Source organism: Streptomyces griseomycini, assembly GCF_014203535.1.
Classification (GTDB): Bacteria; Actinomycetota; Actinomycetes; order Streptomycetales; family Streptomycetaceae; genus Streptomyces; species Streptomyces griseomycini.
The window spans coordinates 189,489-201,741 of record NZ_JACHJI010000001.1 but is presented as its reverse complement, the minus strand read 5'-3'; the positions used below and the strand labels follow the sequence as shown (position 1 = coordinate 201,741).

Sequence of the window (12,253 nt, the reverse complement as noted above, 5' to 3'; positions counted from 1 at the left end):
GCCTCAGTACGTGACGGTGATGCGCCGGGCGGGACCGTCGACCCGAACCAGGCCGCCGTAGGGGATCACCAGCTGCGGATCGGTGTGTCCGAGGTCCACGTCGAAGACGACGATACTGTCCGGGGCGTAGGCCCGCATCGCCCGCGAGACCGCGTCGCGCTGCGCGGCGGCGTAGGCCGCGCCCTCCTCGGGGCTGAGGGGCCGCTCGAACGACCAGGTCTTCGGGCGGCCCATGAGGAGCGCCGAGAAGCGCCCGAGCAACCCCCGCTCGCCCATGTTCCGCAGGGTGCGGAAGACCTCCTCGGCGCTCGGCAGTTCCTCCGAGGTCTCCAGGAACAGCACACCGCCGTCGTACTCCGACAGGTCCCGTGCGACCCCGCGGCCGGCCATCAGCATCCAGCCGACGATCTCCAGGCAGCCGCCCCAGGTGCGGCCCTCGACCACCCGGTCGGCGTTCACCCAGGTCCAGCCGGTCCCCGGCCGGGTCTCCGGCTCCGCCTCGAACGTCGCCGGGTCCGCCCAGTCCCGGTCGACGTCGCGCCACCGCTCGGCGGGGCGCAGCTCGTACGGGCCCGGGGTGAACAGAGCGGCCCGCAGGGACTCGGCGGTCTGCGGGTGCAGGGCGCCGGGGCGGCCCAGCTCGACCATCACGCTCGCGCCGTGGAACCCGACGATCCCGGTCTCGTGGAGGAAGGCGAGCAGGTTGGTGTTGTCGCTCATCCCGATGAACGGCTTCGGGTGGGCGCGGATCAGCTCCCGGTCCAGCAGCGGCACGACGGTGATCTGGTCGTCGCCGCCGATCGACGCGATGACCGCCTTGATCTCCGGGTCGGCGAAGGCGGCGTGGACGTCGTCGGCGCGCTGCTGCGGTGTCGAACCCATGGTGCGCGTCGCCGGGTACTCGACCGGCTTCAGTCCGTACTCCGCGCGCAGTCGCTCCAGCCCCAGTTCGAAGGGGAGCGGGAAGAGCCCCGGGAGGCCGGAGGAGGGCGAGAGCACGGCGATGCGGTCGCCCGGTGAGGGCTTGGGCGGGTACACGATGTCGGTCATGCCGGGAGGCTAGAGGCCAACGGCCTCGTGGCGCACCGTGATAAACCGGGTCCGGACAGTGGTTCCGACGAGGACCGCACCCATCCCGAACGGACCGGAGGAACCGTGCCCCGTAATCTGGCCACCGCACCGATCATGATCCTCAACGGCCCCAACCTGAACCTGCTCGGACAGCGCCAGCCGGAGATCTACGGCTCCGACACGCTCGCCGACGTGGAGGCGATGTGCGCGAAGGCGGCCGCCGCGCACAACGGCACGGTGGACCTGCGGCAGTCCAACCACGAGGGTCAGCTGGTGGACTGGATCCACGAGGCACGGCTGAACCACTGCGGGATCGTCATCAACCCCGGCGCCTACTCGCACACCTCCGTCGCGCTCCTGGACGCCCTCAACGCCTGTGACGGCCTGCCCGTGGTGGAGGTCCACATCTCCAACATCCACCGGCGCGAGTCCTTCCGGCACCACTCCTACGTCTCCCTGCGCGCCGACGGCGTCATCGCGGGGTGCGGGGTGCAGGGGTACGTGTTCGCGGTGGAGCGGATCGCGGCGCTGGCCGGTACGGGAGTGGCCGGGGCATGAGCCCCGCCCCCGTCCGGGCCGCCGGTCGGGGACGGGGACCGGCGGCCGCCCGCCCAGGAGCCGTCGTCCCGGACGGGACCGCCTCCGGTGGACCGCGTGAAGGCGTGCGCGGGGAGCGCGCGGGACGCGGGAGCGTGCGAAGGATTCACACGGGGTGCGTGGGCGGAGGCCCGCCGCTCACCACCCGCGCGCGTGCCACTCCGGCAGGTGCGGGCGTTCCGCGCCCAGCGTGGTGTCGTCGCCGTGGCCGGGGTAGACCCAGGTCTCGTCGGGGAGCACGTCGAAGATCTTGGTCTCGACGTCGTGGATCAGGCTGGCGAACGCCTTCGGGTCCTTGTGGGTGTTGCCCACACCGCCCGGGAACAGGCAGTCCCCGGTGAACACGTGCGGATGCCCGTGCGGATCGTCGTAGACGAGGGCGATCGATCCGGGCGTGTGCCCGACCAGGTGGCGGGCGGTGAGTTCCACCCGCCCCACGCGGATGGTGTCGCCGTCGTCGACCAGGACGTCGGTCGGCACCGGGATGCCCTCGGCGTCGTCCCGGCCGGCGTGGGTGCGGGCGCCGGTGGCGGCCACCACCTGGGCCAGTGCCTGCCAGTGGTCGCCGTGCCGGTGGGTGGTGACGACGGACGCGATGCCGTCGTCACCGATCGTGCCCAGCAGGGTCTGGGCGTCGTTGGCCGCGTCGATCAGCAGTTGCTCGTCGGTGGCCCGGCACCGCAGCAGATAGGCGTTGTTGTCCATGGGACCGACCGCGACCTTGGTGATCATCAGGTCCTTGAGTTCGTGCACGTCGGCTGGGCCGCCGACCGTCACCCGACCGCTGTACGTCATGACGGTCAGCCTATAGCGGCAGCCCGGCCCGGTCGTCCCCGCCGCTGGAGCGGGAGCGTCGACGCTCCCGCTCCAGCGGCGGGAGCACCGGAAGCGCGCCGCCCTTCACCCTCAGCCCGGAGCCGTCGCGGCGCCCGGCGAGCCAGCCGAGCAGGTCGGCGGCCGCACCCTCGACCATGACCGGGCCGCCCTCGGCCCCGCCCCCGGTGCTCCAGGAGCGGCCGTCGTCGGCGGTCAGGCTCGTCGCGGGCACGTCCCGGTGCCCGGCGAACCGCCGGGCCAGGAAGTCGATCTCCCGCTCCGTGAACTCCGCCGGAAGGTCCTCCAGCTCGTAGCCGATGCCGAGGTCCACGTGGTGCAGCTCCACCTCGGCCCAGCGCCGGAACGGCACCCCGGCCGCCCGGTCCGTGACCCCGTTGCGCAGCTCCACCGTGCGCGACCAGTCCGCCGGTGCCGCGCCCGCCCGCCGGAAGCGCTCCGCGCTCTCCCGCACGTCGGCGAGCTGCGCGTCGAGGGCGCGCGGGGCGCCCTGCTCGATGTCGGCGTCCCGCGCCTCGCCGGAGGCGTACATGGGGCGCCCCGCGAGGACGTTCACCAGGGCGTCCGCGTTGCGGGCGAGGTGGGTCAGCACGTGACCGCGGGTCCAGCCGGGCAGCCGTGACGACTGGGTCACAGCCGCGTTGTCCAGTGCGCCGACCGCGGTGAGCAGCCGTTCGGTCGCGGTCTGCACAGACGCCAGGTCATGAGCGTGATCAATCATGGTGCTGACCCTAGCCGCGCCACACCTTCGGGTGAAGAGGGCGAAGCGGCACCGTAAATCGAATGCGCGTGCCATAAGGTCGTGTTCGGCGTCGGGCATGCTGGAGGACCGGGGTTTGTTCTCAACCCGTGAATCCGACCGGCGTTGTCAGTGGCTCCCCCTAGTCTGAGAAAGCACGGGGGCCCCGCCCCTGTCACTTCTCTCAAGAAAGGTGCGGACCGGCGTGGCCGACCGTCTCATCGTCCGTGGAGCGCGCGAGCACAACCTCAAGAACGTCTCACTCGACCTCCCGCGCGACTCGCTCATCGTCTTCACGGGCCTGTCGGGGTCGGGCAAGTCCTCGCTGGCGTTCGACACGATCTTCGCCGAGGGACAGCGGCGCTACGTGGAGTCGCTCTCCTCGTACGCCCGGCAGTTCCTCGGCCAGATGGACAAGCCGGACGTCGACTTCATCGAGGGCCTGTCCCCGGCGGTCTCCATCGACCAGAAGTCGACCTCGCGCAACCCGCGCTCCACGGTCGGCACCATCACCGAGGTCTACGACTACCTGCGTCTGCTCTTCGCGCGCATCGGCAAGCCGCACTGCCCCGAGTGCTCCCGGCCGATCTCCCGCCAGTCGCCGCAGGCCATCGTCGACAGGGTCCTGGAACTGCCGGAGGGCAGCCGCTTCCAGGTGCTCTCCCCGCTGGTGCGCGAGCGCAAGGGCGAGTTCGTCGACCTCTTCGCCGACCTCCAGACCAAGGGCTACTCCCGCGCGCGGGTGGACGGCGAGACGATCCAGCTCTCCAACCCGCCCACGCTGAAGAAGCAGGAGAAGCACACCATCGAGGTGGTCGTCGACCGCCTCACGGTGAAGGAGAGCGCCAAGCGCCGCCTCACCGACTCCGTGGAGACCGCACTCGGCCTGTCCGGCGGCATGGTCGTGCTCGACTTCGTCGACCTCCCCGAGGACGACCCCGAGCGCGAGCGCATGTACTCCGAGCACCTGTACTGCCCGTACGACGACCTGTCCTTCGAGGAGCTGGAGCCCCGTTCCTTCTCCTTCAACTCGCCCTTCGGCGCCTGCCCCGAGTGCACCGGCATCGGCACGCGCATGGAGGTCGACCCCGAGCTGATCGTCCCCGACCCGGACAAGAGCCTCGACGAGGGCGCCATCCACCCCTGGTCGCACGGCCACACCAAGGACTACTTCGGCCGGCTGATCGGCGCCCTCGCGGACGCGCTGGGCTTCCGCACGGACATCCCCTTCGCGGGCCTGCCGCAGCGCGCCAGGAAGGCGCTGCTGCACGGCCACAAGACCCAGGTCGAGGTCCGCTACCGCAACCGATACGGCCGTGAGCGCCGGTACACCACGGCCTTCGAGGGCGCCGTCCCCTTCGTCAAGCGCCGGCACAGCGAGGCCGAGAGCGACGCCAGCCGCGAGCGCTTCGAGGGGTACATGCGCGAGGTGCCCTGCCCCTCCTGCGAGGGCACCCGCCTCAAGCCCGTCGTCCTCGCCGTCACGGTCATGGGCAAGTCCATCGCCGAGGTCTCCGCGATGTCCATCAGCGACTGCGCGGACTTCCTGGGCGAGCTGAAGCTCACCGCCCGCGACAAGAAGATCGCCGAGCGCGTGCTGAAGGAGGTCAACGAGCGGCTGCGCTTCCTGGTCGACGTCGGCCTGGACTACCTCTCGCTCAACCGCGCGGCCGGCACCCTCTCCGGCGGCGAGGCCCAGCGCATCCGCCTGGCCACCCAGATCGGCTCCGGCCTCGTCGGCGTGCTCTACGTCCTCGACGAGCCGTCCATCGGCCTGCACCAGCGCGACAACCACCGGTTGATCGAGACCCTGGTCCGGCTGCGCGACATGGGCAACACGCTCATCGTCGTCGAGCACGACGAGGACACCATCAAGGTCGCCGACTGGATCGTCGACATCGGCCCCGGCGCCGGCGAGCACGGCGGCAAGGTCGTGCACAGCGGCTCCTTCAAGGAGCTGCTCGCCAACGCCGAGTCGCAGACCGGCCAGTACCTGTCCGGCAGGAAGTCCATCCCGCTGCCCGACGTCCGCCGTCCGCACGACCCGTCGCGCCGGCTCACGGTGCACGGTGCCCGCGAGAACAACCTCCAGGACATCGACGTGTCCTTCCCGCTGGGCGTGTTCACCGCCGTCACCGGCGTGTCCGGCTCCGGAAAGTCCACGCTGGTCAACGACATCCTGTACACCCACCTGGCCCGCGAGCTGAACGGCGCCCGCAGCGTCCCCGGCCGGCACACGCGCGTGGACGGCGACGACCTCGTGGACAAGGTCGTCCACGTCGACCAGTCGCCCATCGGCCGCACCCCGCGCTCCAACCCGGCGACGTACACCGGTGTCTTCGACCACGTCCGCAAGCTGTTCGCCGAGACCACCGAGGCGAAGGTCCGCGGCTACCTGCCCGGCCGCTTCTCCTTCAACGTCAAGGGCGGCCGCTGCGAGAACTGCGCGGGCGACGGCACCATCAAGATCGAGATGAACTTCCTCCCGGACGTGTACGTCCCGTGCGAGGTCTGCCACGGCGCCCGCTACAACCGGGAGACCCTGGAGGTCCACTACAAGGGCAAGTCCATCGCCGACGTGCTGAACATGCCGATCGAAGAGGCCATGCACTTCTTCGAGGCCGTCCCGGCGATCTCCCGCCACCTGAAGACGCTCAACGACGTCGGTCTCGGCTACGTCCGGCTCGGCCAGTCCGCGACCACCCTGTCCGGCGGTGAGGCGCAGCGCGTGAAGCTCGCCAGCGAGCTGCAGAAGCGCTCCACCGGCCGCACCGTCTACGTCCTGGACGAGCCGACCACCGGCCTGCACTTCGAGGACATCAGCAAGCTGCTGAAGGTCCTGTCCGGCCTGGTCGACAAGGGCAACACGGTCATCGTCATCGAGCACAACCTCGACGTGATCAAGACCGCCGACTGGATCGTCGACATGGGCCCCGAGGGCGGTTCCGGCGGTGGCCTGGTCGTAGCGGAGGGCACGCCCGAGCAGGTCGCGGCCGTTCCCGCCAGCCACACCGGAAAGTTCCTGCGGGAGATCCTCGGCGCGGACCGGATCAGCGACGCCGCCCAGGCGCCGGCCCCCGGCAAGGCGGCGGCGAAGAAGACGGTCGCCGCCCGTGCCACCACGCGGAGGACCGCCACCAAGACGGTCGACGGCACCACCGGGAAGACGGCCAAGAGCACCGGGACCACGAAGGCCGCCGCGAAGCGGTCGACCCGGTCGTCCAAGGCCTGACGACCGGCCGCCCGCACCGTCACGCGCCGTGCCCCGAGGGAGCCGACCTCCCCGTGGGGCACGGCGCGCGCGTGTGCCCGGACCCCGGTCCGGGATCAGGAGGCCTTCGGCTCCACGAACTGCATGTCCATCTGGATCTTCACCACGTCCCCCAGCAGACCGGGGGCGAAGTCCAGCCCGAAGTCGCTGCGCCGGATCTCACCCGTCGCCTCGAACCCGGCGTGCCGGCTGCCGTCCATCGGCACGTCCACCAGCCCGCCGAACTCCACGGCGAGCGTCACCGGCCGGGTCACCCCGCCGATCGTCAGCTCGCCCTCCATGGTCCAGTCCTCGCCTTCGCCCGAGACGCGGGTCGAGCGGAAGTCCATCGTCGGACGCTTCTCGACGTCGAGCAGGTCGGAGGCGCGCACATGGGCGTCCCGGTCGGCGTTCCCGGTGTTGATCGAGGCCAGGTCGATCGTCGCGGACACCCGGACGTCCTCGGCCCTCTCCCCGACGTGGAGGCCGGCCCGCACCCCCTCGAAGCGCCCCCGCACCTTGGCGATGCCCAGGTGGCGGATGGCGAAGTTCACGGCGGAGTGCAGCGGATCCAGCGCCCAGTCGCCCGGGGCGAGCGGCAGGCCGGTGGCAGTCGTGGCAGAGGCGGCGGTGATGGTGGATTCGTTCGTCATGCCCACCACCCTGGGCGCCCGGCGACCCGTCAGGGAGACCGGGCGAAGCCTGGTAGTGACAGGGCCACCCTGCGGCGCGCGGGGGTTGGTACGTTCGGGCCGTGAACGACAACGAGTTGGGCACGTACCTGCGCACCTGGCGCGAGGCGGTCACCCCGGCCGAGGCGGGGCTGCCCGCCGGTCACCGGCGCCGCACCCCGGGCCTGCGCCGCGCGGAGCTGGCCATGCTCGCCGGCATCAGCGTCGAGTACCTCACCCGGCTGGAACAGGGCCGCGACCGCAACCCCTCCGCCCAGGTGCTCGGCGCCCTCGCCGACGCCCTGCACCTGTCCCTCAAGGACCGGATGGTGCTGCGCCGGCTGACCAGGGAGGCCGACGGCGGCGACCCCGTGCTCTGTGCCGCCGCGCCGCCACTCGGCCGGACGGTGCGCCCCACCGTGCGGGCCGTACTGGACAGCCTGGAGCCCGCACCCGCCGCGGTGCTCAACTGGATCGGCGACGTCATCGCCCACACCGCGGGCTACGCGCGGCTCGTCGGTCCCCTCGGGCTGCTCGACGACGAGCGGCCCAACCTGCTGAGGTACTTCTTCACCGACGAGCGGGCGCGCGAGACCCACCCCGACTGGGACCGGGTCGCCGACGACCTGGTCGCCCGGCTGCGCCACGGAGCGCCCCTGAGGGAACCCGCCGTCACCGAGCTGGCCGACGAGTTGACGGTGACGGCGGGAGCGGAGTTCGCCGACCGCTTCGCCGACCTGGCCACGACACCGCGCACCGTCGGCTCCCAGGAGATCCGGCACCCGCAGGCCGGGCCGCTGCGCCTGCTGAACGAGACGCTCGCACTCCCCGACGACGGCCAGCGCGTGGTCGTCCACCTGCCCGCCGACGACACCACGGCCGCCGCGCTGGACCGCCTCAACGGCCGCCGCCCGGGCGCCCTGTTCGCCGTGCCGGAGACGCCCGTGCGCGAAACCGGCTGAACCCGCCGCGGGCTCAGCCGCCCGTTTCCAGCTCGTGGGCGTACGGCGGTTCCGCGCCCGCGCGCGAGCAGGTGACCGCCGCCGCGCGCGCCGCGAAGCCGAGCAGTCCCGCCCAGCCGTCGGCGTCCAGAGCGGCCACGCCCTCGTCACTGAGCGCACCGCGGACCGCGAGGCCGTGCAGCAGGGCAGCGTTCACCGTGTCACCGGCGCCGATGGTGTCCACCACCTCGACCCGCTCGCCCGGCACGGAGTGCTCACCGCCCCCCCGCGTGAACACGGTCAGCCCGTCGCCGCCCCGGGTGACCACGACCGCAGCCGGACCGGCGGCCGCCCACTCCCGGGGGGACCGGCCGAGCCACTCGGCGTCCTCCGCGGACAGCTTCAGCAGCGACACCGACGGCAGCCAGCTCTCGAACCGGGCCCGGTAGGCGTCGGCGTCGGGGATGAGCCCCGGACGGATGTTGGGGTCCAGCGCGGTGAACACACCCCGGGCGGACGCGGTGCGCAACAGCTCCTCGTACGCGCTCGCACCCGGCTCGAGCACGAGCGAACAGGTCCCGAAGGACACCGCACGGGTGCCGGCCGGCAGTGCCCGGGGGGTCGTGAACAGCCGGTCCGCGGTCCCCTCCACGTAGAAGGTGTACGCCGCCGAGCCGTCCGTGCCGACCGTGGCGACGGCGAGCGTCGTCGGCTCGTCACCGCGCTGCACCGACGCCACGTCCACGCCGGTCTCCCGCAGCCGGTCCAGCAGTGCCTCGCCGAAGGCGTCGCGGGACACCCGGGAGCAGAAGGCGGCGGGGGAGCCGAGGCGTCCGAGCGCCACCGCCGTGTTGAAGGGGCCGCCGCCGAGGGCCGGCGTCAGCGCCGCGAGCGCACCCGTGCCCCGGGGTACCAGGTCGATCAGTGCCTCACCGGCCACGACGATCACGAAGGACTCCTCTCTCGGGACGTTCGGGCCGCTCCGGCCCGTCCGGGCAGCCGCAGGACGTGCGGTGCACGAAGGCGCACGGGAGCCGCACCGTCCGCGCGGGGCGGTCCGGTTCGGCGAGGCGGTCCAGGAGCACCTGGACGGCACGGGCGCCGATGTCCCTGCTGGGCTGCGCGATCGCGGTGAGCCGGGGTGAGAACAGGTCCGCCCAGGCGAAGTCGTCGAAGCAGCACAGCGCGATGTCCTCGGGCACGGACAACCCGTGCGCCCGCAGGGCACGCAGCGCGCCGATCGTCATGGCGTTGTTGGCGGTGACCAGAGCGGTGGGCCGCGCACCGGAGGACAGCAGGGCGGCGGTGGCCCGTTCGGCGCCGGCCGACTCGGAGTCGCCGTGCGCCAGGAGCTGCTCGTCGTACGGCAGCCCGGCGGCCGCCAGGCCGTGCCGGTAGCCGGTGATCCGCTCGGCGGTGGTGCTGAGCCCCGGCAACCCGGCGACCAGGGCGATCCTGCGGTGACCGAGTTCGGCGAGGTGGGTGACCAGCCGGGCCGTCGGTTCCGTGTTCTCGGCGCAGACCTGGTCGAAGGGTGCGCCGCCGCCCCCGGAGCCGTCGACCACCCGGTCCAGCAACACGGCCGGAACCCGATGCCGCCCGAGGTAGGAGAGGAGCTCGCGCGGCTGCGCGGAGGGCGCGACGACCATGCCCTCGACCCTGCGCTCGTGCAGCAGCTGGACGACCTTGCGCTCGTGCTCCGGGTCGTCGTGCGGGTCGGCGATGAGCAGGCTGTAGCCGTGTTCCAGGGCCCCGGCCTCGACGCCCTGGAGGATCTCGGTGAAGTACGGGTTGCTGATCGCCGACACCGCCAGCCCGATCGACCGGGTGCGGGAGGTCACCAGGGAGCGGGCCAGGGTGTTCGGGGTGTAGCCGAGCTCTTCGACGGCGTCCAGCACCGCCTGGCGGGTGCGGGGCAGCACCGGCCGGGTGCCGTTCAGGACGTGCGAGACGGTCGCGACCGAGACACCGGCGCTCCGTGCCACGTCCGCCATCGTCGTCATCGTCCGCTCTCCCCCCGGGCGCCCCGCGCGTCACCTCTCGAGTCGGGAACGTATCCCATCCGGCAGCGGGCGTAAACGCTTGCGCAAGCGTTTACGCGAACGCCTGGGCGTGTCTGCGCACGTGGACACCCGCCCTCGGCCGCCGTGATCGCCCCGGGTATCGTCCCCGTGTACCGCTGTCCGATCCGTGGAGCACCTCATGTCCGCCCGTCCCGCCGCGAGCCGCCGTACCGTTCTGCGAGGCGCGGCCCTCGCCCCCGTCGCCGGACTGGGTCTCACCGCCTGCGGAGGCGCCGAGGACACGCCCCTGGGGCTGACCGAGCCCGTCGAGCTCGGTCCCGAGAGCGAGGTCGCCAGGGGCGGCGCGAAGCTGTACCGGGACCACAGGGTCGTGGTCAGCCGGAGCGAGGACGGCACCTTCACGGCGTACAGCTCCGTCTGCACGCACGCGGGGTGCCCCGCCGACGAGCTGGAGGGGACGAGGCTGATCTGTCCCTGCCACGGCAGCGAGTTCGACGCCACCACCGGCAAGGTGCTGCGCGAGCCGGCCGTGGCCCCCCTGAAGCCGCTGACCGTCGAGGTGAAGGACGGCACGGTGATCGCCAAACCGCAGGCCTGACCGGGGTGCGAGCCGGAAGGCGTCGGACGCTCCGCCGTCCGGCGCTCCACCGCCCGGCGTCCCGCCCCCCGGTCACTCCCAGTCCCAGGCGATCCCCACGTACCCCGACCGCACGCGCGGTTCCACCAGGTGCACCGAGTGGTGCCGGCCGCTGAGCGCCAGCTCCTGACGGCCACCGCGCGGGGCCGCGGCGGAGTGCTGGGTGAACCGGTGGCAGCGCACCGGGAGCGCCCCGGCGTCGAAGCACACCTGGAGCGCGTACTGGCCTCCCGGGGTGTCCGTCCCGTGCACGTACTCGCGCGAGACCCCGGCCGTGCCGTCCTCGACGGCGTAGCGGAAGAGGAAGGTGTCACCGGAGCGCAGCCTGGTGTCGAAGAGCAGCTCGGCCGCGAGCACGCCGGTGTCGTGGTGGCGGCGCACGCGTCCGGTGCGGCAGTTCTCCAGGGCGTGCACGGTCATCCGGTCCGGCACGGAGCCCGGATCGCCGTGGTGGACGGCGACGAAGCGGTCGACGCCGTCCCGGTACGCGCGCACGATGTGGTGCGACTCGCGCTCCGCCAGCTCGCGGCACGCACCTATCCGGACCCGCTCGTGGTGCCCCAGGGTGTGCAGTCCGCTCTCCCGCTCCGCGCCGAGCTCGGCCAGCAGCCGCTCCAGGACGCCCGCGGCCTCGATCAGGGAGCGGTAGGACCGGACCCCGGAGCGCCGGTCCGCCGCGCGGTCGTCCGCCTCGGCGAGCAGCCGGATCAACGACTCCTCCGGCAACTGCAGGATCTCCTCCAGCGCCCGCACGGCCCGCAGCGACTCCGGGCGCTGCGGGCGGCGGGCGCCCTGCTGCCAGTAGCTCAGGCTCGTGACGCCGACCTTCACGCCGTAGCGGGACAGATGGTGCTGGACCCGCTGCAGCGGCAGTCCGCGTGCGGCGATCGCGGCCCGCAGGGCGACGTGGAAGGGGCCGCCGCGCAGGGCCGAGTCCAGTTCCGCGGTGCCGGCGTCCGCGTGCTGTGTGGCGTGCGGCATGCAGGGGCCTTTCTGTGAATGTCCACAACGGCTGGTCAGACCGTTTCGCATGGGGCACTCCAGGGCCCGCCCCGTCGGCGCGGCGGAGTCTTCACATCCGTACGCCGTCCTTCAGGGCCCCGAGTTCCCCCGCATTGAAGCGTGTTGACCAAGCCCCGACAACACCTGACGCCCGACAGCGGCGCACACCTGCCAGGGGCCGCACCGGCCCTCGGGCCGGTGCGGCCCCTGGGGTCCGTACCGGGATGCGGTTTTCGTCCGGAGTGCCGCGGCGGCTCTACGCGCGGTCGGGTCCCTCCCGGTCCTGGAGGAGGCGCAGCCGCTTGGCACGCACGATGTCGGGATCGCGCGGGTCGAGGGACTCGGTGAACGCGGCCGCCTCGTCCGCGTGCCGGTGGGACCGGGCCGGCCGTCGTGGTTTCTCGATCCGTGTCCGTCGCATCCGACCAGCCCTCCGACTCGTGACCGTCCGCCGCTCGTCCGAGGGCGGAATCCCCACCTTCCCACT

At 72.4% G+C, this 12,253-nt stretch carries 12 protein-coding genes; 4 read left to right on the top strand and 8 right to left on the bottom strand.

Going from position 1 to position 12,253, the window contains the following annotated elements:
• Window positions 1–3: 3 nt before the first annotated feature.
• A complete protein-coding gene (locus FHS37_RS00935) occupies window positions 4–1,050 on the bottom strand; it encodes a S66 family peptidase (RefSeq protein ID WP_184817047.1) in 1,047 nt (348 codons plus the stop codon).
• 105 nt (window positions 1,051–1,155) lie between these two features.
• On the opposite strand from FHS37_RS00935, the gene aroQ reads away from it, so the two are divergent.
• Window positions 1,156–1,629, top strand: coding sequence for a type II 3-dehydroquinate dehydratase (aroQ, locus tag FHS37_RS00930; protein ID WP_184817046.1), 474 nt, complete (start codon window positions 1,156–1,158; stop codon window positions 1,627–1,629).
• A gap of 177 nt (window positions 1,630–1,806) precedes the next feature.
• Here the strand turns inward: aroQ and FHS37_RS00925 are convergent, their stop codons facing one another.
• Together FHS37_RS00925 and FHS37_RS00920 are read right to left on the bottom strand one after the other, a co-directional pair.
• Window positions 1,807–2,463, bottom strand: coding sequence for an MBL fold metallo-hydrolase (locus FHS37_RS00925; protein WP_184817045.1), 657 nt, complete (start codon window positions 2,461–2,463; stop codon window positions 1,807–1,809).
• A gap of 10 nt (window positions 2,464–2,473) precedes the next feature.
• Entirely contained in the window at window positions 2,474–3,223 is a 750-nt protein-coding gene (locus tag FHS37_RS00920) for a maleylpyruvate isomerase family mycothiol-dependent enzyme (protein WP_184817044.1), read from the bottom strand.
• 223 nt (window positions 3,224–3,446) lie between these two features.
• Here FHS37_RS00920 and uvrA point away from each other — a divergent pair, with 223 nt between their 5' ends.
• Window positions 3,447–6,473 (top strand): excinuclease ABC subunit UvrA, encoded by a 3,027-nt coding sequence (uvrA, locus tag FHS37_RS00915; protein WP_184817043.1) that lies wholly within the window; start codon window positions 3,447–3,449, stop codon window positions 6,471–6,473.
• 95 nt (window positions 6,474–6,568) lie between these two features.
• Here the strand turns inward: uvrA and FHS37_RS00910 are convergent, their stop codons facing one another.
• Window positions 6,569–7,144, bottom strand: coding sequence for a YceI family protein (locus FHS37_RS00910; RefSeq protein ID WP_184817042.1), 576 nt, complete (start codon window positions 7,142–7,144; stop codon window positions 6,569–6,571).
• Between the two features lie 101 nt (window positions 7,145–7,245).
• Between FHS37_RS00910 and FHS37_RS00905 the strand changes: the two genes are divergently transcribed.
• Complete coding sequence (locus FHS37_RS00905; RefSeq protein WP_184817041.1) at window positions 7,246–8,124, top strand: helix-turn-helix domain-containing protein; 879 nt, start codon at window positions 7,246–7,248, stop codon at window positions 8,122–8,124.
• 13 nt (window positions 8,125–8,137) lie between these two features.
• On the opposite strand, the gene FHS37_RS00900 is transcribed toward FHS37_RS00905, so the two are convergent.
• Together FHS37_RS00900 and FHS37_RS00895 are read right to left on the bottom strand one after the other, a co-directional pair.
• Entirely contained in the window at window positions 8,138–9,052 is a 915-nt protein-coding gene (locus FHS37_RS00900) for a carbohydrate kinase family protein (RefSeq protein WP_184817040.1), read from the bottom strand.
• Window positions 9,033–10,106 (bottom strand): LacI family DNA-binding transcriptional regulator, encoded by a 1,074-nt coding sequence (locus FHS37_RS00895; RefSeq protein ID WP_184817039.1) that lies wholly within the window; start codon window positions 10,104–10,106, stop codon window positions 9,033–9,035. Before FHS37_RS00895 ends, FHS37_RS00900 begins: the two co-directional genes overlap by 20 nt.
• A 199-nt stretch (window positions 10,107–10,305) precedes the next feature.
• Here FHS37_RS00895 and FHS37_RS00890 point away from each other — a divergent pair, with 199 nt between their 5' ends.
• Window positions 10,306–10,725, top strand: a complete 420-nt coding sequence (locus FHS37_RS00890) for a Rieske (2Fe-2S) protein (RefSeq protein WP_184817038.1) — start codon at window positions 10,306–10,308, stop codon at window positions 10,723–10,725.
• A gap of 72 nt (window positions 10,726–10,797) precedes the next feature.
• Here FHS37_RS00890 and FHS37_RS00885 read toward each other — a convergent pair whose 3' ends face one another.
• Window positions 10,798–11,745, bottom strand: a complete 948-nt coding sequence (locus FHS37_RS00885) for a hypothetical protein (RefSeq protein ID WP_184817037.1) — start codon at window positions 11,743–11,745, stop codon at window positions 10,798–10,800.
• A 277-nt stretch (window positions 11,746–12,022) separates the two neighbouring features.
• Window positions 12,023–12,187 (bottom strand): hypothetical protein, encoded by a 165-nt coding sequence (locus FHS37_RS00880; protein ID WP_184817036.1) that lies wholly within the window; start codon window positions 12,185–12,187, stop codon window positions 12,023–12,025.
• Window positions 12,188–12,253: the final 66 nt, after the last annotated feature.